General features: G+C 59.7%; 21 protein-coding genes and 1 tRNA gene. 8 read left to right on the forward strand and 14 right to left on the reverse strand.

What is annotated here, in order from left to right; translation table 11 throughout:
- The first annotated feature begins 6 nt into the window (after positions 1-6).
- Complete coding sequence (locus HMPREF3130_RS07880; protein WP_049170646.1) at positions 7-894, forward strand: RecB family exonuclease; 888 nt, start codon at positions 7-9, stop codon at positions 892-894.
- 178 nt (positions 895-1,072) lie between these two features.
- Here HMPREF3130_RS07880 and HMPREF3130_RS07885 read toward each other — a convergent pair whose 3' ends face one another.
- The 5 genes from HMPREF3130_RS07885 to HMPREF3130_RS07905 form a co-directional block, all read right to left on the reverse strand.
- A complete protein-coding gene (locus HMPREF3130_RS07885; RefSeq protein WP_070429706.1) occupies positions 1,073-2,386 on the reverse strand; it encodes an anaerobic C4-dicarboxylate transporter in 1,314 nt (437 codons plus the stop codon).
- A 39-nt stretch (positions 2,387-2,425) separates the two neighbouring features.
- Positions 2,426-3,874 (reverse strand): aspartate ammonia-lyase, encoded by a 1,449-nt coding sequence (aspA, locus tag HMPREF3130_RS07890; RefSeq protein ID WP_070429707.1) that lies wholly within the window; start codon positions 3,872-3,874, stop codon positions 2,426-2,428.
- Between the two features lie 294 nt (positions 3,875-4,168).
- Positions 4,169-5,014, reverse strand: coding sequence for an ATP phosphoribosyltransferase (gene hisG / locus HMPREF3130_RS07895; protein WP_016422792.1), 846 nt, complete (start codon positions 5,012-5,014; stop codon positions 4,169-4,171).
- 14 nt (positions 5,015-5,028) lie between these two features.
- Positions 5,029-5,292, reverse strand: a complete 264-nt coding sequence (locus HMPREF3130_RS07900; protein ID WP_005510825.1) for a phosphoribosyl-ATP diphosphatase — start codon at positions 5,290-5,292, stop codon at positions 5,029-5,031.
- A 22-nt stretch (positions 5,293-5,314) separates the two neighbouring features.
- The gene (locus HMPREF3130_RS07905; RefSeq protein WP_083276364.1) at positions 5,315-5,998 is read right to left on the reverse strand and encodes an HAD family hydrolase; all 684 of its coding nucleotides are present in this window, start codon (positions 5,996-5,998) and stop codon (positions 5,315-5,317) included.
- 155 nt (positions 5,999-6,153) lie between these two features.
- On the opposite strand from HMPREF3130_RS07905, the gene HMPREF3130_RS11605 reads away from it, so the two are divergent.
- Both HMPREF3130_RS11605 and HMPREF3130_RS11610 read left to right on the forward strand, forming a co-directional pair.
- Entirely contained in the window at positions 6,154-6,726 is a 573-nt protein-coding gene (locus tag HMPREF3130_RS11605; protein ID WP_368664908.1) for an acyl-CoA thioesterase domain-containing protein, read from the forward strand.
- 9 nt (positions 6,727-6,735) lie between these two features.
- Positions 6,736-7,059 carry a thioesterase family protein gene (locus HMPREF3130_RS11610; RefSeq protein WP_368664909.1) on the forward strand — a complete coding sequence of 108 codons (324 nt, stop codon included), beginning with the start codon at positions 6,736-6,738 and terminating at the stop codon, positions 7,057-7,059.
- A gap of 7 nt (positions 7,060-7,066) precedes the next feature.
- On the opposite strand, the gene metH is transcribed toward HMPREF3130_RS11610, so the two are convergent.
- The 4 genes from metH to HMPREF3130_RS07930 are packed head-to-tail and all read right to left on the reverse strand — an operon-like array spanning position 7,067 to position 13,441.
- Complete coding sequence (gene metH, locus HMPREF3130_RS07915; RefSeq protein ID WP_070429709.1) at positions 7,067-10,726, reverse strand: methionine synthase; 3,660 nt, start codon at positions 10,724-10,726, stop codon at positions 7,067-7,069.
- Positions 10,727-10,775: 49 nt separating this feature from the next.
- Positions 10,776-11,183: a hypothetical protein gene (locus HMPREF3130_RS07920; RefSeq protein WP_016422788.1), complete on the reverse strand. Its 408-nt coding sequence runs from the start codon at positions 11,181-11,183 to the stop codon at positions 10,776-10,778.
- Between the two features lie 2 nt (positions 11,184-11,185).
- Positions 11,186-12,541 carry a cysteine--1-D-myo-inosityl 2-amino-2-deoxy-alpha-D-glucopyranoside ligase gene (gene mshC, locus HMPREF3130_RS07925; protein ID WP_070429710.1) on the reverse strand — a complete coding sequence of 452 codons (1,356 nt, stop codon included), beginning with the start codon at positions 12,539-12,541 and terminating at the stop codon, positions 11,186-11,188.
- An 18-nt stretch (positions 12,542-12,559) separates the two neighbouring features.
- The gene (locus HMPREF3130_RS07930) at positions 12,560-13,441 is read right to left on the reverse strand and encodes an undecaprenyl-diphosphate phosphatase (RefSeq protein ID WP_040361409.1); all 882 of its coding nucleotides are present in this window, start codon (positions 13,439-13,441) and stop codon (positions 12,560-12,562) included.
- Positions 13,442-13,573: 132 nt separating this feature from the next.
- Here HMPREF3130_RS07930 and HMPREF3130_RS07935 point away from each other — a divergent pair, with 132 nt between their 5' ends.
- The 3 genes from HMPREF3130_RS07935 (at position 13,574) to HMPREF3130_RS07945 (ending at position 16,882) form a co-directional block, all read left to right on the forward strand.
- Positions 13,574-14,509, forward strand: coding sequence for an aldo/keto reductase (locus HMPREF3130_RS07935; protein ID WP_070429711.1), 936 nt, complete (start codon positions 13,574-13,576; stop codon positions 14,507-14,509).
- A gap of 108 nt (positions 14,510-14,617) precedes the next feature.
- Positions 14,618-15,781: a hypothetical protein gene (locus HMPREF3130_RS07940; protein WP_210387122.1), complete on the forward strand. Its 1,164-nt coding sequence runs from the start codon at positions 14,618-14,620 to the stop codon at positions 15,779-15,781.
- Entirely contained in the window at positions 15,782-16,882 is a 1,101-nt protein-coding gene (locus tag HMPREF3130_RS07945) for a quinone-dependent dihydroorotate dehydrogenase (protein ID WP_049193506.1), read from the forward strand.
- Between the two features lie 138 nt (positions 16,883-17,020).
- Here HMPREF3130_RS07945 and HMPREF3130_RS07950 read toward each other — a convergent pair whose 3' ends face one another.
- Complete coding sequence (locus HMPREF3130_RS07950) at positions 17,021-17,593, reverse strand: YbhB/YbcL family Raf kinase inhibitor-like protein (protein WP_049170574.1); 573 nt, start codon at positions 17,591-17,593, stop codon at positions 17,021-17,023.
- 226 nt (positions 17,594-17,819) lie between these two features.
- Here HMPREF3130_RS07950 and HMPREF3130_RS07955 point away from each other — a divergent pair.
- Positions 17,820-17,905, forward strand: a tRNA-Leu gene (locus HMPREF3130_RS07955).
- A gap of 77 nt (positions 17,906-17,982) precedes the next feature.
- On the opposite strand, the gene cls is transcribed toward HMPREF3130_RS07955, so the two are convergent.
- On the reverse strand, positions 17,983-19,464 hold the full coding sequence (cls, locus tag HMPREF3130_RS07960) for a cardiolipin synthase (protein WP_168157919.1): 1,482 nt from the start codon (positions 19,462-19,464) through the stop codon (positions 17,983-17,985).
- A 198-nt stretch (positions 19,465-19,662) separates the two neighbouring features.
- Between cls and HMPREF3130_RS07965 the strand changes: the two genes are divergently transcribed.
- On the forward strand, positions 19,663-19,995 hold the full coding sequence (locus HMPREF3130_RS07965; RefSeq protein WP_048734120.1) for an ArsR/SmtB family transcription factor: 333 nt from the start codon (positions 19,663-19,665) through the stop codon (positions 19,993-19,995).
- A gap of 60 nt (positions 19,996-20,055) precedes the next feature.
- Here the strand turns inward: HMPREF3130_RS07965 and meaB are convergent, their stop codons facing one another.
- From meaB to HMPREF3130_RS07980, 3 genes are all read right to left on the reverse strand, one after another.
- Positions 20,056-21,168 (reverse strand): methylmalonyl Co-A mutase-associated GTPase MeaB, encoded by a 1,113-nt coding sequence (meaB, locus tag HMPREF3130_RS07970; RefSeq protein WP_048734122.1) that lies wholly within the window; start codon positions 21,166-21,168, stop codon positions 20,056-20,058.
- A gap of 66 nt (positions 21,169-21,234) precedes the next feature.
- A complete protein-coding gene (gene scpA, locus HMPREF3130_RS07975; protein WP_005510731.1) occupies positions 21,235-23,454 on the reverse strand; it encodes a methylmalonyl-CoA mutase in 2,220 nt (739 codons plus the stop codon).
- 8 nt (positions 23,455-23,462) lie between these two features.
- Positions 23,463-25,319, reverse strand: a complete 1,857-nt coding sequence (locus HMPREF3130_RS07980) for a methylmalonyl-CoA mutase family protein (protein WP_180802975.1) — start codon at positions 25,317-25,319, stop codon at positions 23,463-23,465.
- Positions 25,320-25,389: the final 70 nt, after the last annotated feature.

Here is a 25,389-nt window from a genome sequence, read left to right on the forward strand (position 1 = left end):
GCTAGTATGCCCGACAATGCCCAAAGTTCTAAGTCAGCAGTTCAACCTTCCCGCCGCTCTAAGTTGGCGCTGTCGCCGTCGAGAGCTAATGACTACCGCCAGTGCCCGCTGAAGTACCGGTTCCGTGCGATTGACAAGATTCCGGAGCCGTCGACTGTCGCGCAGGTCAAGGGCACGTTGGTGCATGCTGTGCTCGAACAGATGCATGCCTGGCCCCGTGAAGAACGCACTTACCCCGCAGCGGTGAAACGGCTGAAGCCGACCTGGGAGGACATGCGTGCAAAGGACGAGGAACTGATTGAGCTAGTTCCGGAGGATGATTACTACGACTTCCTGGTCGAATGCCGCGGCCTGCTCAAGGGGTATTTCATGATGGAAAACCCCATGGGCTTCGATGCGGCCGAGATGGAAAAGTTCGTTCAGCTGGTTATCGATCCGGATGCGGATCAGACTGTGCCATTGTCAGTGCCACTTCGTGGTTTTATCGACCGCGTCGATATTGCCCCGACCGGTGAGGTCCGGATTGTCGACTACAAGACGGGCAAGAAGCCCTCTCCTCGCTTCCAGGATGAGGCGCTCTTCCAGATGCGGTTTTACGCGCTGGTGTGGTGGCGGCTCACCGGTCGTATCCCGGAACAGCTGCGGTTGATGTACCTGAAGGTTGCCGATGACCTGGTGCTGAGTCCCAACGCGACAGAATTAGAGGCCTTCCAAGCGGAGATTGCCGACTTGTGGTCGGCGATCGTGCGCGACGGTGAAAACGGTGACTTTGTACCGAAGAAGTCCAAGCTCTGCGGGTGGTGTTCTTTCCAGGAGATGTGCCCTGCCTATGGCGGGGTCACACCGGAGTACCCCGGTTGGCCGGGTGCTGTCGGCGATGGCGGCACTGAGTAAAAGCTGCGGATGGGGTGGCTCTCGCGGCGAACTTAGCTTTCGCGGGGTGCCACCGTCGGCGGTAACGGTGTCAGTACAAGTTACTGACTAGGTTTATGACAGGTGAATGGACTTAACCGCTTCGATTTTGTCATAAACCTAGTCAGTTTCTCTATGCGGTGTTCTAGGTAGCCCCCCACTACAGCAGTGCGCTGCCGAAGGCGAAACCGAACGCGACGGACAGGGCAATACATAAGGTGCCTGGGATGATGAACGAGTGGTTAAACACGTATTTGCCAATTCGGGTTGTGCCAGTGTCGTCCATCTCCACCGCGGCAAGGAGCGTCGGGTAAGTAGGCAGTACGAATAGCGCGGAAGTCGCTGCGAAGGAAGCAATCGCAGTGATGGGAGAAACTCCCACCGCGAGTGCAGCGGGCATGATGGCCTTTGCCGTGGCCGCCTGCGAGTACAGCAATGCGGCCGCGAAGAAGAGCACGATTGCCAGCATCCACGGCATTGTGGTCAGTAGGCTGCCGGACGCGGCCTTAATGTCGTCGATGTAGTGGTTGATAATTGTGGTTCCCAGCCACGCCACACCGAGAACGCAGACGCTGGCGGACATGCCCGATTTGAACACCGGTGTGTTCAAAATGGTTGCCGCGTCCAACTTGCAGGCCAGCACGATAACGGTGGCGGCGGTCAACATGATTGACATGATTGCCTCGTTTCGTGGGAGCGTGGGATCAGCGATGAGGCCGACCTGTTCAGTGCTGATGGTCGCATAGACCATCACCGCGAGAATCGAGAGTAGGAAAACCGCCACGGACCACTTGGCCGACTTGGTTGGCACGTATTCGCTCATCTGGCCACGTGGCTTGGAGACTAACCCCTTTTCCAAGCGGCTTTGATACTCCGGATCGTCGTCAAGCTCTTTGCCTAGGTGATTCGTGACAAAGGCGGTCGGAAGGATGGCGAGGAACGTCGAAGGAATGACAATCGCCAGGAGTGTGAGATAACCAACGCCGCGGGGTTCCATGAGCGATGCCATGAGCACCACAGCCGCTGAGATGGGTGATGCCGTAATCGCCAACTGAGATGCGATGACCGCCACGGACAGCGGACGGGACGGGCGAACGCCTCCCTCCTTGGATACTTCGGCGATAACTGGGAGGGTGGAAAATGCGGTGTGGCCGGTGCCGGCGAGCAGTGTCATCAGGTAGGTGACAACCGGGGCCCAGTAGGTGATGTGTCGCGGATTCTTGCGCAGCAACCGTTCGGCAATGTGGACGAGATAGTCCATGCCTCCGGCCTTCTGCATAGCGGCAATTGCCGCGATTACCGACATAATGATGCCGATGACATCGAACGGAATGTCGTCTTTGGTGACCGGAACCCCGGTGATGCCCAGCGCCAAAACGCCCAGCCCACCGGCGAACCCGATAGCAATTGAACCAAGACGCGCGCCAAGGAGGATCGCTGCTAGAACGATAGAGATTTGGACGGCAACTAACATGTGTATCTCCGAAAAGTCACTCGTTAGACTTGTTGCCGCTTAGGACAAATCGTCGAGGCGAGACTCCCCTGCCACATAGCGCTTACCCCGATATTCCGGGTGCATGAGGTTCTCGGTGCTCAGGACCTGGTTGAGCTCCTTCTCGTCCATCAGCCTGCGTTCGAGGACAATGTCCCGGACGGAGCGGCCGGTGCGAGCGGCTTCCTTGCCGACCATATCGCCCTCGTGGTGGCCAATGACCGGATTCAGGTAGGTCACGATACCGATGGAGTTTTCCACATAGCCGCGGCAGACTTCCGGGTTAGCGGTGATGCCGGTAATGCACTTGTCGCGCAGAGTATCGGTAGCGTTGCGCAGCAGTTCAATCGATTCGAAGAGGCATGCGCCGATGACAGGCTCCATCACGTTTAGCTGCAACTGACCGGCCTCGGCTGCCCAGGTCAGGGTCACGTCGTTGCCGAAGACCTTGAAGCAGGCCTGGTTCGCGACCTCCGGGATTACCGGGTTAACTTTTGCCGGCATAATCGAAGACCCAGCGGCGCGCTCCGGCAGGTTGATTTCATTCAGTCCTGCTCGTGGACCCGATGCCAGCAGGCGCAGGTCGTTGCACATCTTGGAAATCTTCATGGCCGCACGCTTCAGGGATGCATGCACGCTGACGTAGGCGCCGGTATCGCTGGTGGCTTCGATCAGGTCCTTCGCAGAGGTCACCTTAAAGCCACTGACCTCACGTAGTGCCTGGGTCACGGCCTCGCGGTAGCCTGCCGGCGCATTCACGCCGGTACCGATAGCGGTTGCTCCCAGGTTGATTTGCAGCAGGCGTGCCGACGCAGTTGCGATGGACTCCTGCTCTTCCTCAAGGTTGTGGGCAAATGCGTGGAAAGCCTGTCCCAGGGTCATGGGAACGGCATCCTGCAGCTGCGTGCGGCCCATTGTGATGATGTCGTTGAATTCATCACCCTTGGCGTGTAGGGCCTCAACCAGGGAGTCGAAGTGCTTCTGCAAGCTCAGTAGCGACATGTGGATAGCAAGACGGAAACCTGTTGGGTAGGCGTCGTTGGTTGACTGGCACTGGTTGACATCATCGTTGGGGTGAATGACGTCGTATCGGCCCTTTTCCAGACCGAGCAGTTCCAGAGCGAGGTTAGCGATGACCTCGTTGGTGTTCATGTTGAGACTGGTGCCAGCGCCACCCTGGAAGACATCGATTGGAAACTGATCCATGCAGCGTCCCTTTTCCAGGATTTCATCACATGCGGCGACAATGATGTCTGCAACATCGCTGGGCAGCGTGTGGACGCGCTGGTTGGCAATGGCCGTGGCCTTCTTTACCATCACCATGCCACGAATGAATTCGGGCACGTCGTTGATGGTCTTGGCTGAGATTTGGTAGTTGTCGATTGCGCGCAGGGTGTGGATGCCGTAGTAAGCCTCTGCCGGAACCTCCATAGAGCCAAGCAGGTCGACCTCGGTACGTGTTGCGGACATGTGGAAGCAATCCCTTCTCGTAGGCGCAGTCTTATGAACCACAATTCGTGGCGCTGCGGTTACACCGTCAAAACTACAGCGCTGGCGCAACTGCCGCTTTTCCGGCATAAGGGGACTATGTCAGTACGGCTAACGCCGTGCGCATGCTCAGTGCCAAGCCTACTACTTACGTCGACGTAGGTGGGGAGTGAAAATGCATTGGTCAGTTCCCCGCTCGAGATGGGGATCCATCTCGAAATGGGCCCCTACTTGAGACGGCACGCCCCCTCACCCCTCGAGCAGGTCACGTCTCCACTAAATACGCGCGATACGGATATTCGAAGCCAAGATCGCCTCGGCACCAATCTTTGCCAGTGCGTCCATGAGCGGGTTGGCCTCTGCCTTCGGAACTAGCGCGCGAACTGCTACCCAATCCTCGTTAGCCAGCGGCGACACGGTCGGGCCGGACAGCCCCGGGGTGAGCTTGGATGCCTCTTCCAGCGCGGACGCACGGATGTTGTAGTCAATCATCAAGTACGTCTTGGCATGCAGAATGCCGGTCATGCGACGCAGGAACACCTGCTGCTCCTCGGTGACCTCTACACCCTTGCGTCCGACAACAACTGCCTCAGAGCTGACCAAAACATCGCCGAATGGCTTCAATCCCTGCTTGCGCAGGGTGCGACCGGTGGAGACAACATCGGCGATAACGTCGGCAACTCCCAAGCGGATGGAAATCTCCACTGCACCATCAAGGCGAATGACGGTGGCGTTAATGCCACGAGCCTTCAGATCCTCGCGCACCAGATTCGGGTACGAGGTGGCAATGCGCTTGCCCTCCAGAGCTTCTACGGTCCACTCCTCATCGGCCGGAGCGGCGTAGCGGAAGGTCGAGGCGCCGAAGCCCAGATTCAGAACCTCATCGACCGGAGCCAGCGAGTCAGCGGCCAGGTCGCGGCCGGTGATGCCCAAATCCAGATGGCCGTTGCCAACGTAGATGGGAATATCCTTCGGGCGGAGGAAGAAAAACTCAATGTCGTTGGCTTCGTCGTGGATGGTCAGGCTCTTGGAGTCGCCTCGACCTGGGTAGCCAGCTTCCTTCAGGATTTCGACTGCCGCCTCGGACAGCGATCCTTTGTTGGGCACGGCAATACGCAGCATGGTGTTGATTTCTCCTACAGGTACTTGTAAACATCCTCGGGGCTCAGCCCGCGACCGACCATGACCACCTGCAGCCAGTACAACAGCTGCGAAATCTCCTCTGCGAGGGCTTCGTCAGATTCGTGCTCAGCTGCAAGCCAGACCTCGCCGGCCTCTTCGACAATTTTCTTGCCCTGGAAATGCACACCAGCGTCCAGCGCCTTGACTGTGCCCGATCCCTCGGGGCGCGACTGTGCTTTTTCCTTCAGCTCTGCAAACAGGTCATCAAAGTTCTTCACCCGGTCTATTGTTCCATGTCGTCTACTCGCCCGCGAAAGCAGCCCGCAAAAAGCCCAAATTCGAGGTATCCAAATTGCCCGAAATGAAGCGCGCCGGGGGTACTAACGTCCCCACATCAGCCTGCGAAACGCTCACATCCGGCATTGGATTCCACACCACCGTGCATCCCGCAGCGAGTGCAGAGCGCACCCCCGTTGAGGAATCTTCGATAGCCAGGCAGTCCTCTGGCGCAAATCCGGCTAGCTCTGCGCCACGCAAGTACGGATCCGGTGCCGGTTTGCCGTTGGCCACCTCATCGCTACACACTGTTGCGGCGAAGTGCTGCTCCCCCATGACATCAATGCAGGGTTGCGCCACGTGCCGACGGGTATTGGTCACCAACACCACCGGAATGTCAGCAGCCCGGGCCTGGTCCAAAATCGCCGGCACACCCGGGCGCCACTCCACCCCATGTTCTAGAACCAATTCAGTGAAGCGACCTTCGACGAATTGGGAGCCCGAGGCAAACAGCTCGTCGTCAAGCGTGCGTCCCGCATGATCAGCACAAATCGACAGCGTGTCCCAGAGCGTGTTGCCGACGCACTGCATGCGCAACTCCGGAGTCAGGCGGCGGCCTACGAATTCCGAGAGGTCGTACGTGGCAATCTCCCACAGAGGTTCCGTGTTGATGAGGCTGCCGTCCATGTCCCACAAAATTGCTTTCACACCATGCGACTATGCCAGGCAATCAAGCATTTAGCGATTATGTCAGCAAAACCGTCGGATGAAGGTTTAGAGTTTCAGGAAGGAAAGTATGTTGCGGTGCTGCATGAAACCACCGCATGAACGTGTCCCGCGTGAATGAAAGGCATCGACTCGCTATGACAACCACTGAAGATTCGCTCGCCCAGGCTATCGACCAACCCGAGGCATATTTCATTCCGCTAGGGACGGTCACCGAAGGCGAGCTCAGCTACGAGCGCTTCATGCCCACCAGCTTCACTTATGGGGCGTGGGGGCCGTTTCAGCACGGTGCGCCGCCGTCGGCGCTGCTGACGCGCATGTTGGAGCGCCGCCGTCTGGAAAGCGAGGGGATGCGTATTACTCGCATCGCCGTGGATCTGTTGTCGGCTGTACCGTACACGGAGCTCCGCGCGCGCTCATGGGTCTCGCGCCCGGGGCGGCAGATCGCCAAGGTCGAAGCCGAATTGCTTGCCGACGTCAAGGGTGCCTGGCGGCCAGTTGCCACGGCGTCCGCATGGATGATGGCCACTGCGGATACGCGGGATATTGAGCGTGCATTCGACAAGCAGGTGCCCGGGCCCGAGGAATGCAGCGCCGAGTACATTCCGCTTACCGACGATTGGAGTGGCGGCTACATCGAATCAATTGAAGCCCGCGCCGGCGCGACGGAAGAGCTGGCCGAGACGCAAATTCACTGGGTTCGCGCGTAGTACCCAATCGTGCTCGGGGAGGAGCCGACTGCGGTGGAGCGAGTCATGCAGGTAGCTGATACCGCCAACGGTATCGGGGCCACGCTGAGCCCGCACCAGTGGGCGTTTATGAATACCGACTTAGTGGTTCACCTGCACCGACTCCCCCAGCTCGGCGCCTCGGAGAAGTCGGCGGAATCGGAGTTGCAGTCGGAAGACGGCGGCTGGGTGGGCATCGCCGCCCGCGGTTCCATTGGGCCGGACGGAATCGGCATGACCGCGGGCGAGCTCTACGATGTGCACGGCCCCATCGGCCGCAGCATGCAGACCTTGCTGGTGCGACCGCAGGGATAACGCGAAGCTACACGTTAAAGTACTTCGCTTCCGGGTGGTAGAGCACGAACGCATCGGTGGACTGCTCTGGGTGCAGCTGGAGCTCCTCAGAGAGCTCCACGCCGATGCGCTCCGGCTGCAGCAGGTCAATCATGCCCTGACGGAAGGTCAGATCCGGGCAGGAACCATAGCCGAAGGAGTAACGAGCGCCACGGTACTTCAGGTCAAAGAAGTCCTGGGTATCGTCGGAGTCTTCCGCGCCAACACTTGTGCCGTCGGAGAACGCGAGCTCGGAGCGAATGCGCTGGTGCCAGTACTCGGCCAGCGCCTCGGTGAGCTGCACGCCGATACCGTGAACCTCCAGGTAGTCGCGGTATTCGTTCTTGGCGTAAATATCGTTGGCGAAGTCAGCGATGGGCTGTCCCATGGTCACCAGCTGGAACGGCATGACGTCGGACTGTCCTGCGGCGATGGCATCTTCGCGCGAGCGAATGAAGTCAGCAATGCATAGGAAGCGACCACGCTGCTGGCGCGGGAAGGTCCAGGACACCACTGGCTCTGCCGCGGGGTCGGGCTGCTCCCCTTCCGCAGGTAGCGGCAGTACGTGTACGGTATCGCCCTCAGAAACTGCTGGGAAGTAGCCATAGACGACAGCCGCATGCTGGAGGATGTTCTCGGCGCGCAGGCGCTGCAGCCATGCGCGCAGGCGTGGACGACCATCGGATTCGACCAGTTCCTCGTAACTCGGTCCCTCGTCGCCGCGGGTGCCGCGCAGACCCCACTGCCCCATGAACAGAGCGCGTTCGTCGAGGGTGGTCAGGTAGTCGTCGAGGGGCAGGCCCTTGACAATGCGGGTTCCCCAGAACGGCGGTGTCGCAACGGGGACATCAGCGGCGACATCGGAACGCTCCGGCACCTCGGGGGCTTCAGCAGCAGCCTTGGCGGCGCGCTGCGCGGCGATGCGCTTGGAGCGCTCACGGCGGGCGCGGCGAGCTTCCTTCTTCTCGCGGGCAGCAATGGCCTCTGGCGAATTCTCGTCTGGGCCGAGGCCCTTCTTAGCTGCCATCAGCTCGTCCATGATGCGCAGTCCTTCGAAGGCATCCCTGCCGTAGTAGACATCGCCGTGGTAGAGCTCGGACAGGTCGTCTTCCACGTAGCTACGCGTCAGCGCGGCGCCGCCGAGCAGTACTGGGAAGCGGGTGGCATCGCCGGCGGAGTTGATCTCCAGCAGGTTGTCCTTCATCACCACAGTGGACTTCACCAGCAGGCCGGACATGCCGATGGCGTCGACATCCAGTTCCTTGGCGGCGGACAGAATCGTAGCGATTGGCTGCTTAATGCCCAGGTTATGCACGGTGTAGCCGTTGTTGGAAAGAATAATCTCCACCAGGTTCTTGCCGATGTCGTGGACATCGCCCTTCACCGTGGCCAGCACAATCGAGCCCTTGGAGCCCGTGGCATCCTCGGCATCCATAAAGCCCTCGAGGTAGCCCACCGCGGCCTTCATCGTCTCGGCCGACTGCAGCACGAATGGCAGCTGCATCTGGCCGGAACCGAACAGGTCACCAACGGTCTGCATGCCACGCAGCAGGTCCTCGTTAACAATCGCCAGCGGTTCCTTTTCCTTCATGCCCTCATCGAGGTCAGCCTCGATACCCGTGCGCTCACCGTCGATGATGCGCTGCGCCAGGCGGTCGAACAGCGGCATGGCGGCAAGCTTTTCGGCCCGGGCGTCCTTCGCGTCAGCGGCGGAGACTCCTTCAAAGAGCTCCATGAATACCTGCAGTGGGTCGTACTCCCCGTCGGGGTGTCCCGCTTCACGACGGCGGTCGTACACCATATCGAGAGCGACTTCGCGCTGCTTGTTGTCAATCTTGTTCATCGGCAAGATCTTGGAGCTGTGGGCAATGGCGGAGTCCAGGCCGGCCTCGATGCACTCGTTGAGGAACACCGAGTTGAGTACCTGGCGAGCCGCCGGGTTCAGACCGAAGGAAATGTTGGACAGACCGAGCGTGGTGTGCACGTTCGGGTGGCGACGCTTAAGTTCGCGGATGGCTTCGATGGTTTCGATGCCGTCGCGGCGAGTTTCCTCCTGGCCAGTGGAAATCGGGAAAGTCAGACAGTCGACAATAATGTCCTGCTCGCGCAGTCCCCACGTGCCGGTGATGTCGGCGATGAGACGCTCGGCGATCTCAATCTTCTTGTCCTTTGTACGCGCCTGACCTTCTTCGTCGATAGTCAAAGCGACCACGGCAGCACCGTGCTCAACAACCTGGCGCATAATGCGCTGGTAGCGCGAGTCCGGGCCATCGCCGTCTTCAAAGTTCACAGAGTTGACCGCGCAGCGACCACCGAGGTGCTCCAGGCCAGTCTTCAAAACCTCCGGTTCCGTGGAGTCCAGCATGACCGGCAACGTCACCGAGGTGGCGATCTGCGATGCCAGGGTTGCCATGTCATCGCGACCGTCGCGCCCCACGTAGTCCACACACAGGTCAATCATGTGTGCGCCATCGGTGACCTGACCGCGGGCGGTGTTAAGGCACTTCTCCCAATCGCCGGCCAGCATGGCCTCGCGGAAAGCCTTGGAACCGTTGGCGTTGGTGCGCTCACCAATCATGGTGATGCCGGTTGTCTGCGTCAGCGGGGCTGCCGAGTACAGAGAAGCGACCTCATCGATTGGCTTTGCGTCCGGATCCGTCGATGGGCGTGCTGCCTGAACAGCAGGGCCCTGCTCAGCGTAAGCGCCTGCACCGGTAATAGCATCGCGAACAGCGGAAACATGCTCCGGTGTGGTACCACAGCAGCCACCGACCATCGCCAGGCCAAACTCTTCAACAAAGCCGCGCAGCGCTGTGGCCAGCTCTGGGGCGGTCAGCGGGTAGGTCGCACCGTTCTTACCCAGCACTGGCAGACCCGCATTCGGCATTACCGATACCGGGATGGAGGCGAAATTGGACAGGTAGCGTAGGTGCTCGCTCATCTCGTCCGGACCCGTTGCACAGTTCAGGCCAATCATGTCGATACCCAGCGGCTGCAGCGCTGCCAGGGCTGCACCAATCTCCGAGCCCATCAGCATGGTGCCTGTGGTCTCGACAGTCACGTGGACGACAATCGGAATCTTCTTCTCAGCCTGTCGCATGGCGGCCTTGACGCCATTGACTGCTGCCTTGACCTGCAGCAAGTCTTGACAGGTCTCAATCAAAAACGCATCCGCGCCACCGGAAATCATGCCGAGTCCGGCCTCCGTGTAAGCGTCGCGAAGCTGAGCGTACGGAGCGTGCCCCAAAGACGGCAGCTTCGTGCCCGGGCCCAGCGAACCGAGGACAAAGCGTCGCATACCCTCGCGCCCCGGCCCCATTTCGTCAGCGACCTTGCGGGCGATTGCGGTGCCCTTGTGCGCTAGCTCCTGAATACGGTCTTCAATGTCGTAATCCGCGAGGTTCGGGAAGTTGCAGCCGAAGGTATTGGTTTCCACCAGGTCGGCGCCGGCCTCGAAATAACGCCGGTGAATCGTCTCGATGATGTCGGGACGAGTGTCATTGAGAATCTCATTACAGCCCTCGTAGCCGAGGAAGTCCGCGTCAACGTCGAGGTCAAAAGACTGCAGCTGGGTACCCATGGCGCCATCGCCAATGAGTACACGGCTGTGCAGTGCGGTGAGGAACTCGGAAGAGTGGCGATCAGTCATGAATAGACACCTTAGTCTACTTTCATAACCGCGCCGTTAATCGGGCTGGTTATTCCATCTCAAAGTAGCTTTCCGCCTTCACCGCAGGCAGGTCCAAACCGACAGCCTTCGTTGCGGAATTGATAATCGCGAGAATCTCGTCGAGCTCCTCATCAAAAATCGAGCCACCGTGCTCATGCTCAATCGCAGCCACGCGCTGTAGGCAGTTCTCTACCGCCTGCGTTGCGGCTTCTTCTCGCTTATCGACGGCCAGTTCCGCCGCCTGATCAATACCAGCGGCGGCCTCACGGAGGGCTTCCCCGACCTGGTCGGCTACCGATTCGTCAAAAAGTGGCTCCCAGAACTCGCGTTCCTCGGGCTGCAGGTAGCTGCCGGTGGCAAACATGCGCAAATCGGCAACTAGCTTATCGATGTTCTCTTGCGTTACTTCGACAGCAGACAGATCTGAGTTGCTCATGCTCAAATTTTAACGCCAAGCAGCGCGTCCAGCGCGGCGGCAACGAATTCTCCGGCACCCGCTGCGCCGGTTACTGTGCCAGCATCTGCCTTGTTGCTGGTATCCGAGGACCACTCCGCAGCCCAGGCATCGATAGCGGCCAGAGCAGCCGGCGTATCCAGGTCATTGGCCAGGCTTGCGCGCACATCGGCAACCAGTGCCGCTGCTGCGCTCACAGCCTTCTCATCGGTGGCAGTCTTTGCAGCTGCGCAAGCCGCACGCCAGGCCTCGTGACGTGCCTTGGCCGCCTCCAGCACCTCGTCCGACCAATCGCGATCAGAGCGGTAATGGCTGGCGAACACGCCAATGCGAATAGCACTCGGGTCGACGCCGGCGGCCACCAGCTTGGAGACAAACACCAGGTTGCCCAGCGACTTGGACATCTTCACGCCATCGAGCGCAATCATGCCAGCGTGAACATAATGGCTGGCCATCCGTGCACAGCCAGTAGCGGCCTCGGCATGAGCCGCCGAGAACTCATGGTGTGGGAAAGCCAGGTCCGAGCCACCGCCCTGAATGTCGAAGCTCTTACCCAAGCGGTTGGTGGCAATCGCCGAGCACTCAATGTGCCAACCCGGCCGGCCCGCACCAAAAGGAGCCTCCCAGCTTGGCTCCCCGGGGCGAGCGGCACGCCACACCAGCGCGTCCAGTGGGGCCTCCTTGCCCGGGCGATCCGGGTCGCCACCGCGCTCCGCAAAGAACTCCGCCATCTGCTCTGCCGAGTAATTGGACTCGTAACCAAAGTTCTCAGTGGCACTCTTGCGGAAGTACACATCCGGGTACTCGTCATCGGTGAGCTGGTAGGCCGAGCCATTCTCCAGCAGCTTCTCGACCATTTCCACGACCTCGCCCACGGACTCAATGGCGCCGATATAGTCGCGCGGTGGAATCACCGACAGGTTTTCCATATCCGAGCGAAACAAATCAATCTGCGAGGTGCCCAGCTCGCGCCAGTCCACCCCATCGCGCTCCGCACGTTCGAACAACGGGTCATCGACATCGGTGATGTTCTGCACGTAATGCACCGAGTGTCCATTGTCCAGCAGCTGACGGTAAATCAGATCAAAGGTGAGGTAGGTTGCTGCGTGCCCCAGGTGCGTGGCGTCATAGGGTGTGATGCCACACACGTACATGGTCGCCTCCGGTCCCGCTTCCACCTGGGAGACCTTCTGATCCGCGGTGTCGTAGAGGCGTAGGGGTACCGATGTTGAGCTTTCGTCGTCAAGCGAATGCGCCTTACCTGTATTGCTGGCGCGGTTGAACACATCGAAGCGCGCATCGCCGAGACTGGGAACCTGTGGTTGGGGCCACGAATGCATTAAATACTCACTACCTCACTAAACAGCGTTGATCGTGCCGAAGCCGAGCAACACCATAACAATCAAACCGACCGGGATGCGGTACGCGGCGAACCAAGCGAAGGAGTGGTTCGACACAAACTTCAGCAGCCATGCGATAGACGCATAGCCGACGACGAAGGCAATCAGCGTACCGATGGCCAATTGCGCACCACTAGCGGCCTGTCCCGCCGCAGGGTCAAACGCGTCTGGAAGCGAAAAAATTCCAGCAGCGAAAACAGCGGGGATAGCCAGCAGGAAGGAAAAGCGCGTTGCAACCTCTCGGTCCAAGTGCAAGAACAGGCCGGCAGACACCGTACCGCCCGAGCGCGACACACCCGGAATGAGCGCCAGGCACTGCGCGAAACCCATGACGATGGCATCTCGCATGGTCAGCTCTTCATAGTTGCGCTCACGACGGCCGAACTTCTCTGCGGCGATAAAGACAAAGGAGAAAAGCACCAACACAGCGGCTGTAATCCAGAGATTGCGCAGGTTATCGCGGATGAGGTCCTTCCCCAGCACACCGATGATGGCAATCGGCAGCGTACCGACAATCACCATCCAACCCATGCGGTAGTTGAAACCGCGGGCTTCCTTATTGAACAGACCGGCAAACCAGCCAGTGAGGATCTGCCAGATGTCCTTGGCGAAGAACACCAACACAGCCAATTCGGTGCCAAGCTGCACCACAGCGGTGAAGGATGCACCGGCGTCCTGGCCCCACAGCAGCTCGGAGACAATCCGAAGGTGCCCCGAGGAACTCACCGGGAGAAATTCCGTCAAACCTTGCACTACGGACAGGATGATCGTCTGGGCCCAGGTCATACCGGTGCCGGCGGTATCGGCAGCGGTATCCGCTGAGGCGCTTAGTGTCGTCATGATAGTCACGGCTGTATAGGCTACTCGTCCGGTTTGTGTTGTGGCTATAGCGAGGTTTCGGTGCGGCGATAGCGAGACCTCTCCCGCGGAACTTTTCCCGCGACCGCACACGGGTGTCCTAAAGTAAAAATCGTGCAACAACGAATTCTGGGCAACAGCGGTTTACGCGTCTCCGCCTTGGGGCTGGGTACGGCCACCTGGGGTGCGGGTACCAGGCAAGACGAGGCCGGACGCATCCTGACGGACTTCCTCGACGCCGGAGGCAACCTTGTCGACGCTTCCCCACTCCACGGCGGCGACACTGTTGCCGACATGCTGGGTGCGGTCATCGCAAAGCGCGGCGTTGCCGACGAATTGGTGCTCTCGGTCGCATCTGGCATACACCCCGAGCGGCCCGTCGGCAGGCGCGTGGACTGCTCGCGTAAGACACTGCAAAAGGACCTCGACGAAACGCTCGGACGCCTCGGCGTCGAACACATTGACCTGTGGTCGCCCGGCTACTGGGATGGGCTGACCCCACCGGAAGAGGTCGCCGATACCCTGGAATGGGCTGTGCGCACGGGGAAAGTACGTTACGCCGGAGTGCGTGGATACAGCGGTTGGCAGGCAGCGGTGACGCATGCCGCCGCGGATCGAATCGCTCCGGTGTTCGCACAGCATGAGTACTCGCTGCTCCAGCGAAGCCCTGAGGCAGAACTGCTGCCCGCCTGTGAGCATTTGGGGCTCGGCTTTATCGGTGGCGCCCCACTGGCCCAAGGTGTTTTGACCGCCAAATACCAGCACATCATTCCCGAAGACTCCCGCGCTGCTTCCGAACACGCCGACGCAGAGGTACAGGACTATCTCGACACACGCGGCGTCACGGTTGCAGGCGCGCTGACCACCGCAGCCAAGGGGCTCGGCGTCAGTGCTGCCGTCGCAGCGATTTCCTGGGCACGCGATCGGCCGGGCGTCACCTCGATTCTCGTTGGCGCTCGAGACCGCGCTCAGCTACGCGAAAACCTCACCTCCGAACAACTCACGCTGCCACCGCAGATTTGCAACGCGCTTGACGACGTCACGCTGTAATCAGTAACGGCAGTCTTCTAAAGACTTATAAGGCACAACGAATGCGAGAACCTCCCACGGCTGGAGGCGTCCACAAAGTAATCAGGCCGGGGTGGTAGTTTCTATAGCGTGAGTGAAAACAGTCGTCGACGTGTCATAACCTCCCTTCTAGCGGGGCTTTCCGCTAGCGCAGTGGTCCTGGCAGGGTGCTCCTCCGATGTGGAAGGAGACATCGATGCCGGAATGGGCAACGCCACGCCAGTGCCGGCCGCTTCACCCGCTGCTCCCGATACTGCTATCGGTAGAGCCAAGAAGATTGATGAGGACGTTACCGATGCCGTGTTGGTCGGCGACCGAGTTGTCCTGAAGGCCGGGGACAAGATCTTTGCCGGTCCGCTGAATAACCCAATTGAGCGATCAATGAAGCTGGACGCGAAGTGTGGTGAGCTCGCGCCGGGCGGCCCTAACGCTCTGCTGCCGTGTGAAGATGGCATCCACGTCATTACTGACCAGGCTACGGAAACGGCCGTTGTCGGCCGTGGCACCAACTACTCCGCCGCAGTTGGCCTGGAAGGCGGCCGCATCATCGGTGCCCATGCGGATAGCAATGTCGTCGATGTGTTCGGCGCTGATGGCGAGTTGGCCAGTGACTTCAAGGCTGCCAATAACGGGTCGCAGCTCGTTGAGATTCCCAAAGCGGACAATGACGCGGACGTCAAGCTGTTAGAGGTCAACCGTCCGGAGACTTCGGTGCATGAGCTCAAGCTCGATGAGTCCCGCGCTGGCTCTGCGCTGCGTGCGGGCATCGGCGTCGGCAAGGTAGCTTCCGGTGATCATGTCATTGCTGCCGCAGACACCAAGGGCAACCAGCTTCTTATTTACACTGCCACTGACGTCATTCGCCTCCACCAGGCAGCTCCGGCCCCGGAGGCTCCGTGGGCGGTAGCGGTCGATGAATCGCGCGGAATTGTCTGGGTGACTTCGACGAAGGTGAACAAGCTGACTGGCTACGACATCAGCTCGGGTACCCCAGTCAAGGTCGCGGACATCAACACGGTTGCAGATCCACAGTCGATTGTTGCCACCGAGGATGGCCAGATTGGCGTCTTCTCGGCTACCGGTGACGGGGCCCAGATTTTTGACTCCGCGGACGTCGATAAGGCAATTGCTGATTTCAAGCAGGATGCAGAGAAGATCCGTGAGGAGATGTCGGTTCGGGAACCAGCCGATAAACTACCGACCGGTGCAGGTGACACCAAGGGAGCAGACGACTCCGAGGGAGCGACTAAGTAGATGCCTTCGAAACTTCGCGCCAAGTCTTATCAACTCGCGCTAAAGGCAATGTTCCAGGTTCCACCGGAGCAGATTCACGAGGCCATCTCGAAGACCCTGAAGGGGCTGCAGAAGTCGGAGAGTCTACAGCGGGCGGTGAGCAAGCTACTCGTTGTTGACGATGCTGTGCTGCGTCAAACCGTGTTCGGTGTGGACTTCCCGCGTCCGCTGGGGCTCGCCGCGGGCTTCGACAAGGCTGCTATTGCCCCGGATTGCTGGGGGCCAATTGGTTTTGGCTACGCGGAACTGGGAACCGTGACTGCCAAGCCGCAGCCGGGCAACGATCGCCCGCGTCTGTTCCGTCTGAAGGAAGACCGCGCCATTTTGAACCGCATGGGTTTCAACAACCCCGGCGCCGCTGCTGTAGCGGAGAACTTGCGGGCGCGTCGCAGTGACGACGTCATCGGTATCAACATTGGTAAGACAAAGGTGACTCCGCTGGAAGAGGCCGTCGATGACTATCGAGAATCGGCTAGCCAGCTCGGCGGCTTGGCGGACTACGTTGTTGTTAACGTCTCCTCACCGAACACGCCGCGTCTGCGCGACCTTCAGGCAGTGGAGTCACTGCGCCCGATTCTGGCAGCGGTGACTGAGGAGACCGACTCGCCGGTGCTGGTCAAGATTGCTCCTGATCTCTCCGACGATGATGTCATCGCAGTTGCTGACTTGGCGGTTGACCTTGGGCTGGCAGGCATTGTGGCTACCAACACCACCATTTCTCGCGAGGGCCTGCGTACGCCCGCGGATGAGGTCGCGGAGATGGGGGCCGGTGGAGTCTCGGGTGCTCCTGTGGCAGCTCGGTCACTAGAGGTGCTGAAGCTGCTGCACGAGCGCGTCGGAGACAAACTAGTTCTCATCAGCGTCGGCGGCATTGAAACTGCTGAGCAGGCGTGGGAGCGGATTGCCAACGGCGCTTCCCTACTGCAGGGCTACACACCGTTGATTTATGGCGGTCCGGACTGGATTCGTGACATTCACCAAGGGTTGGCTCGCCAGATTCGAGCTCAGGGATTCTACTCCATTTCGGAGGCAGTCGGCTGTGGTCTGCCGTGGCGTGGTTAACTGCTGAAAGCGGTTGAGGCTTCCTAACCCAATAAACACGTGACCCCGGGGCCAGCTGCCATGAAGGCGCTGGCCCCGGGGTTTTCTGTATGAGTAGCGTGCCCGGTCGGTTGAGTTGCCCGTGTGGGCGGCGTATCCCTACTCCCCGACGTTCTCCCACCACGGCGTGATGATGGCACGCGCAATCGAGTGGAAGTACAGATTGAAGCCAAGCACGGTCGGCGTCGCATCTTCCGGAACTTCAAGCTTCTCCACGTCGACCGCGTGCACCGCATACATGTAACGGTGTGGGGCATGCTGCGCCGGTGGGTTAGCTCCGTAGTGACCACGCATGCCCGAGTCGCCGACAAGCTGGATAGCGCCTTCTGGCAGCTTAGAGCCGTCTTCGGAGCCAGCTCCCTGTGGCAGACCCTTTTCGGTCGCTGGAATGTTGAAGACAGCCCAGTGCCAGAAGCCCGAAGCGGTCGGAGCATCCGGATCGAAGCAGGTCACGGCAATGGACTTAGTGCCCTCCGGCAGATTTGCCCAATCCAGTTGTGGGGAAACATTCGACGGAGCGCGGAATTCATCCGCAATCTTCTCGCCGTCCTTGATATCTGGCGAGGACAGCTCGAAGGTTGGCAAATCCTTCAGCGGTGCGTACGGATCTGGTCCCGGGAAAACCGGAGCATTTGCAGTGTCGTTTGCGGTGTCGTTGGAATTCGTAGTCATAACTACCAGTGTGCCTACTTTATGAGCGCGCTGCAGGGACTTTACAAGACTCCCTATCTGCAGGGCCTGATTCTCAGTGCGAATCCAAGGCGGATGCGGGGCTAACACCGCTGATGTAATTACACCCAGGTTTGGCGCGCTAATGCCCCTCTGACCTGCCAATTTGTGTTTCATTATGTAGTCGGGATACAGTATCACAGGTCAGCACGGAAGTGCTTCCTACCCGGTCCGGGTGGCGGAATGGCAGACGCGCTAGCTTGAGGTGCTAGTGCCCTATTAACGGGCGTGGGGGTTCAAGTCCCCCTCCGGACACAAGATAAATCCCGAGAAACTGCAATTAGTGCAGCTCTCGGGATTTTTGCTTTGTCTGTCGGACCAATGGGACTGCCCTATTGCAGCGCCGAGGTCAAGCGGAAAACAGAGTCCAGGTAGCGCTGACGAAGGGGCCGGTCATTCCATTCCTCCTGGGTGAGCAGGAAAGATTTGTCGCGGTACTCGTCGGCAAGCGTGATCAGTTTGTCCACGATGGAACCGGCGGCGGAAAGAAGCGTGATCTCGTAGTTGAGGCCGAACGAGCGCATATCCAGATTGGAGGAGCCGAACATGGCCATGCGGTCGTCGATAACCATGAACTTGGAGTGCAGGACCGCAGGCGCCGGATAGCGGTAGATCTTCACGCCAGCGGTTAGCATTGCCTGGTAGTAGGACTGCTGCGCGTGGCCGACCATGAACTGATCGGACTCTTCGTTGACGTAGAGCTGGACGTCGATGCCTCCATATGCGGCAGAGGTCAGCGCCATGAGCATGGATTCGTCGGGGACGAAGTACGGGCTGACGGCGATAATCCGCTCGTGTGCCTGGTAGATCATGTTATTGAAGACGCGCAGGTTCGGCTCCGTGCTGAAGCCCGGACCCGACGGCAGCACCTGGACAACGTTGTAGTTGTCGTTGACTTCGGTGTTGTGGAGTGAATAGTCCCTGGTGGCGTCTGGGGTCTTGTATAGCTCGCTGGTCCAATCAACCGCGAAAATTGCGTCGAAGGCCAGCGCAATATCGCCCTCGAGCTCAATCCACGTGTCCACCCAGCGACGGCCGATCTTATGGTTCTTTTTCTTCTGATATTCGGGCTCAATCAAATTCTGCGAGCCCATGAATACAATGTCGCCGTCAACAACTACGAGCTTGCGGTGATTACGCAGATCCAGGCGGCGCCAGGTGAGCTTCAGCAAGCTCACGGGCAGCATCGGGTGCCAGGAGATTTTAGCCTGGTCCAGGCGCTTTTTCAGCTTGTAGTAGCCGGGGTACTTCCACGAACCAATTGGATCGACCAGTACCTTGACCTCTAGTCCCCTGTCGTGCGCGCGTTCAAGAGCCTGTATGAAAGGCTCCGTGCTGGAATCCAGTGCAAAGATGTAGGACTGCACGTGGATTGATTTCTGGGCCGCATCGATGGTCTCAATCATGCGGTCAATGGAGGCGTCGAATTCGGTGAAAAGTCCCTTTTCCGCGCTGGCAATTGCCGGCATTCCCGTGAGCTGGCGCGAGAGCTTGAATACGTTGACAACGTCATCTTCTATCTCGGCATCGTCCGGTACGTCGGGCAGATGCTCGGTACGTTCCGCAATGAGCTCCTGTGCCAGTGCCTGTACCTCATGCCGACGGCCCGTAATCTGCTGCGAGCCCAGGAAGAGGAACAGAGGTAGGCCGATAAATGGAATCAGCAGAATCAGCAGCAGCCACGCCGTCGAAGCCGATGGGCTTCGGTTTTCCGGCACCCATCCAATCGCGATGAACTTAATCGTGTAGTCGAGTGCGAAAAATAGTACTTGCCACCACGTTAAGTCCTCCACCAGCCACGGGAAGGTACCCATCAACCAATCCATGCAGATGATATTACTGAAGGAATTTTCAGTACCTTTGGTCGCGGCCCCTTAGGTGCACTCTCCCCTTTTCGTGACAGCCTATTGTGACATCTGAAATTGAATACTGGTATCAATACGTAGTAAGGTTCAACTCATTGAACATCGCAAGCGTTTGGCATGTCGACTTCGAAAGGACTACCCCTCCAAATGACTGAGAAGGCTCCTACGAGCACCGAGTTCGACGTTGCCACTAACGTACTGAAGTTGATGGCCGACAAGACGCGTCTCTCGATCCTGTCGCTCCTCCGTGACGGGGAGATGACCGTCACCGCCATCGCTAGCGCGCTCGATCGCCCCGTCCCCGCGATTTCTCAGCACCTGGCGAAGTTGCGCATGGCCAATATGGTGCAGACCCGCAAGGAGGGCACGTCTAGCTTCTACTCTCAGCCCGACGAGCACCTCACCAACCTCGTGGTCAACGCTCTCCACTTCGCCGAACACACGCTCTACAGCGATCCGCCCCATCACCGCGGTCAGTAGGCGCACACGGATACGCCCGCTTTACTCGCTTTACGACGAAAACCCCGCGCCTTTCTGAACCTAGTTGGCGAGCCCGGCGTTCGATGCCCTTCCCTGGTCAAATGCCTCCATGATGCGCTGGGCGGCGAGCGTCGGTGTGAGCAGCCCCGAGCGGAGTTGTTTTTCCACCAGGGTGCTCTCTGTCTGCACAGCCTCGTTGGTGTTGAGCCGCTGCAAGAGCGTCTCGTGAACCATGGACCACATCCACTTAATCTGCTGGTTAGCGCGGTTTTCATCAAAGAGATGATTCTCGTGCATAGCCTCGACATGGTCTTCGATGGCTTGCCAGAACTTGTCGATGCCGTCGTCTTCCAGTGCCGACATAGTCAGTACCGGTGGCGTCCAGACTTGGTCTGAGGAACGAACCATCTTCATGGCCGTCATCAGATCACGCGCAGCGCGCTTTGCCGGGCGCAAGTTCTTACCATCCGCCTTGTTGATAGAAATCACGTCGGCCATCTCCAGCACACCCTTCTTGATGCCCTGGAGCTGGTCACCAGCGCCGGCGAGTGCCAGAAACGCAAACGTATCCACCATCTGGGCCACCGCGACCTCGGACTGACCGACGCCGACAGTTTCGACGATGACAATGTCGTAGCCTGCGGCCTCGAGCACCACCATGGCCTCACGCGTTGCCTTGGCGACACCACCGAGTGTGCCCGCAGAGGGCGACGGACGAATGAAGGCTTCATCCGCGGCCGAGAGTCGGGACATACGGGTCTTGTCGCCCAGAATCGAACCACCGGACTTCGTCGACGACGGGTCGATGGCCAGCACTGCAACGCGGTGGCCCTCCTCGATCAGCTTCAGTCCGAGGGTTTCAATCGTGGTTGATTTACCGACGCCGGGGACGCCGGTAAGTCCGACGCGCATGGCCTTGCCGGAAAATGGCAGCAACTTCACCAGTAGTTCCTGAGCCAGCACCTTATGCGCCGGAGCAGTCGACTCCAGCAGCGTGATTGCCCGGGCCAACTTAGTGCGGTTTCCAGCCCGCACGCCCTCAAAGAGGTCGTCGACATCGATCCGTCGTCGCGCACGGCGGACGACTTCGGGGGCTACAGCGGTCTTTCCCTCAACGACCGTGCCAGCGGTAGTGACGAGGGTGCCCAGGTTTTCTTCAAGATACTCGTTCATCGCTACTTCTCAATTCCGACAACGCGCTGAGCTGAACAGTCAGCCCAGCGCGGATGCGGTAGTTATTTAGGACTCTTCGTCAACGGCAAGGTCGAGGCCCAGCTCGTTAGAGAGCTTGGTCATCATGTCGATTGCCGAATCAGCGATGACAGTGCCCGGCGGGTAAATAGCCGCGGCGCCGGCATCGTAGAGTTCCTGGAAGTCGCCCGGTGGGATAACACCACCGACAACAATCATGATGTCCTCACGACCCAGTTTTGCCAGCTCATCGCGCAGGGCAGGAACGAGCGTCAGGTGTCCGGCGGCCAGCGAAGAAACACCGACGACGTGGACATCCGAGTCGACTGCCGACTTGGCGGCCTCCTCCGGAGTTTGGAACAGCGGTCCCACGTCAACGTCCATGCCGAGGTCCGCGTAGGCGGACGCGATGACCTTCTGGCCACGGTCGTGACCATCCTGGCCCATCTTGGCCAGGAAGATACGGGGACGGCGACCTTCCTGCTCTTCGAACTTATCGGCCATGGCGATGGCCTTGGAGACGTTGGACACGGCTCCCTCCTTGCCAACTTCGTCCTTGTAGACGCCGGAGAGAGTACGGATCTCGGCCTGATGGCGGCCAAAGACCTCTTCCATGGCGTCGGAGATTTCACCGATGGAGGCCATGGCGCGAGCACAGTCGACAGCGAGCTTCAAAAGGTTCTTGTCCAGGTCCCCCGGTTCACCCGGGTTACGGCAAGCGTCGGTCAGAGCGGCCAGTGCCTTCTGAACCTCTTCCTCGTCGCGCTCGGCGCGCAGGCGAGCCAGCTTGTCAATCTGCTCCTGGCGCACGCGGGAGTTCTCAACCTTGAGAACCTCGATGGCCTCGTCCTCTTCGACCTGGTACTTATTCACGCCGATGAGAGCCTGACGACCCGAGTCAATACGGGCCTGCGTACGAGCTGCAGCCTCTTCAATACGCAGCTTCGGAATGCCCTCGATGGTGGCCTGTGCCATACCGCCGGCCTCTTCGACCTCGTCGATGTGCTGGCGTGCACGCTTGACCAGCTCATTAGTCAGCCACTCGATGTAGTAGGAACCAGCCCACGGATCAACCGGACGCGTGGTGTTGGACTCCTGCTGAAGCAGCAGCTGAGTGTTACGAGCAATACGGGCTGAGAAGTCAGTCGGCAGTGCCAGAGCCTCGTCCAGTGCGTTGGTGTGCAGCGACTGGGTGTGGCCCTGTGTTGCGGCCATAGCCTCAACAGCAGTACGCGCGACGTTGTTGTAGACATCCTGAGCGGTCAGCGACCAACCAGAGGTCTGCGAGTGAGTACGCAGGGACTGGGACTTCGGGTTCTTCGGGCCAAACTTGCCAACCAGCTCGGACCAGAGGATGCGGCCTGCACGCAGCTTGGCGATCTCGGTGAAGGTGTTCATCGAGATGCCCCAGAAGAAGGACAGACGCGGAGCGAACTTATCAACTTCCAGGCCAGCGTCAATACCGGCCCGCAGGTACTCGATGCCGTCGGCAAGCGTGTAAGCGAGCTCAAGGTCGGCCGTCGCGCCCGCTTCCTGAATGTGGTAGCCGGAAATCGAAATCGAGTTGAACTTCGGCATCTTTGCCGAGGTGTACTCGAAGATCGAGGAGATGATTCGCATCGAAGGCTTCGGCGGGTAGATGTACGTGTTACGAACCATGAACTCCTTGAGAATGTCGTTCTGGATCGTACCGCGCAGCTGCTCGGTCGAAACGCCCTGCTCTTCAGCGGTGACAATGTAGAAGGCCAGAATCGGCAGCACAGCGCCGTTCATGGTCATAGACACCGAGACGCCGCCCAGGTCAATGCCCTGGAAGAGCTCACGCATGTCGTAAATCGAGTCAATTGCCACGCCGGCCATACCGACGTCGCCGGACACACGCGGGTTGTCCGAGTCGTAGCCACGGTGGGTAGCCAGGTCGAAAGCGACCGAAAGGCCCTTCTGGCCGGCCGCGAGGTTGCGGCGGTAGAAGGCATTGGACTCAGCTGCGGTGGAGAAGCCAGCGTACTGGCGAATAGTCCACGGTTGGTTGGTGTACATGGTCGGGTACGGCCCGCGCATGAATGGGGCGATACCCGGGAAAGAATCTACCGGGTGGCCCTCGGCAGCAGCGGCGTCGCGGTCAGCGCGATCGTAGACGCGCTTGACATCGATGCCCTCTGGAATGGTCCACACTTCACCAGCTTCCGCGGCAGCTGCCTTGTTGGTGGCAGCGGCTGCGTCGTCGGTGTTGCGGGAGATGTCAGCGAAATTTGGGATGGTGGTCATTACTTCCTTCACGCTCCCAGTTCGTTCAGCAGTCGGGACAGCTCCGCGACAGCATCGATGGTCATGTTCAGGTATCCGTCGGGGCGAGCGTCCTCAGCGGCATTGGCGAAGCTCTTCTCGGAGCCGGCCACCAAGACCTCCTTAGCGCCGGCGGCGCGGGCGGCCTTGACAGCGTCCTGGCCCGAGGCCTCGTACTCGCTGTCGGCTGCGCACAGCACGACAATCGGAGAGGCCTTCACTGCCTCTTCGAAACCTGCCTCGCCCGGCACAACCTGGCCGGGGTTGGCGACGGCGATACCGCCGGAAGCCAGCAGGTTGGAGGTAAAACCAGTGCGGATGTTGTGCTTGGCCAGCGGACCCAGCGGCAGCATGGCAATCAGCGGACGGTTGCCCTTTTCAGCCAGGAAGTCATCGGAGCGGTTGCGCAGCGCCTCGAAGTCGCTGGCCCAACGGCGAATCGGGTCGCCCTCCGGGCGGGCCTCAGGAGCCAGTGGGGCCTCAGCCAGGTTCGGGAACTCGTTGATGGCGGTGACCTTGGTGCGGCGGTGTGCGATGTCGGCGCGGCGCTTTTCCCAGGTAGCGTCCAGGGCGGCGCGAATATCGGCCTCCGCGGAGGCGAAACCGCCGCCGGCCTCAGTGCCGGTAAAGATCTCCCATGCCTTGTCGGCCATTTCTTCGGTCAGGTCTTCGACGAAGTAGGAGCCACCTGCTGGGTCGGCGACGTAACCAAGGTGAGACTCTTCCAGCAGCAACAGATTGGTGTTGCGAGCGATGCGAGCCTTGAAAGTCTTGGAGACGTTCGGCATGCCGCCGACAACTGCGTAATCAAACGGCAGAACCTCAACTGAGGAGGCACCGCCGACACCTGCGGCGAAGGAGGCGACAGTCACACGCAGCATGTTGACCCACGGATCGCGCTGGCTGAACATGACCGGGGCTGTCACGGCGTGCATCGGAGCGCGGCCAGCTTCAGGGGCGCCGATAACCTCAGCAACGCGGGCCCAGAGAACGCGAGCGGCGCGGAACTTCGCAATGGTGTCGAACTGGTCGTCGGTAGCGGCAAAGCGGAAAGCGATCTGGCCGAGGGCTTCTTCAGCGCTCAAGCCCGCGTCGGTCAGCGCACGCAAGTAGGCGACACCAACGGCGAGACTGTAGCCAATCTCCTGGATGTTGTTTGCACCCAGGTTGGAGAAAACAACGCCGTCGACAAGCAGGGCACGGACGTCGCCCGGCTGCTTAGCCGCCTTGACGGCCAGTTGCGTGGCCTCGTCGAGAGAAATATCGTCAATACCGGCAAAAGCGGAGGTCAGCGGAGCCGCGGAAAGCTCGACTGCGACGGCGTCCGGATTAGTCGGGTTTGCCTGCTCGATGTAGGACGTCAGTGCTTCCGCAACCTGCGCAGTCTTCTTACCGGCATGCACGGCAATCGGAGCAAGGTCGACGTAGACGTTGTTGAGCAGAGCCGGCACATCAGCGGCTTCGAGGGAGCCGGTGAAGTCCAGGCGGATGTCCGTGGTGCCGTTTTCCAGTGCAGTCAGCAGAGTCTCGTTGACGGCCTTTGGGTCAAGTGCATCCTCACCTGGGTACTGGCGACCGAAGGTTTCCCGAACGCCCCAACCGTTGGTGTTGTCCGAAGTGACCTTTGCGCCACGGACGAATGGGAACTGGCCCGGAGCTGGGCTTTCCGCGAGCTCGTCCGCGCGGGTGTAGAGCGGGCGAACATCGACACCGTCATAGGTGGTCTGAATCAGTCGTTTCCAAATATCGAGCGGTACATCTGCAACGTCTTGCTTGTGCACCCGCGCGAATACCTTGGCCACGCCCTGATACCAGGAATTCTGCAATTCCTCGAAGTTTGGTGGCAGCGTGGAAGGTGATTCGGGGGTCGTTCGGTCAGTCACGACAGACCTTCTCCCTTACATGTTCTAAGCAACG

It is taken from the genome of Corynebacterium sp. HMSC14B06 (genome assembly GCF_001807075.1).
Taxonomy (GTDB): Bacteria; Actinomycetota; Actinomycetes; order Mycobacteriales; family Mycobacteriaceae; genus Corynebacterium; species Corynebacterium jeikeium_D.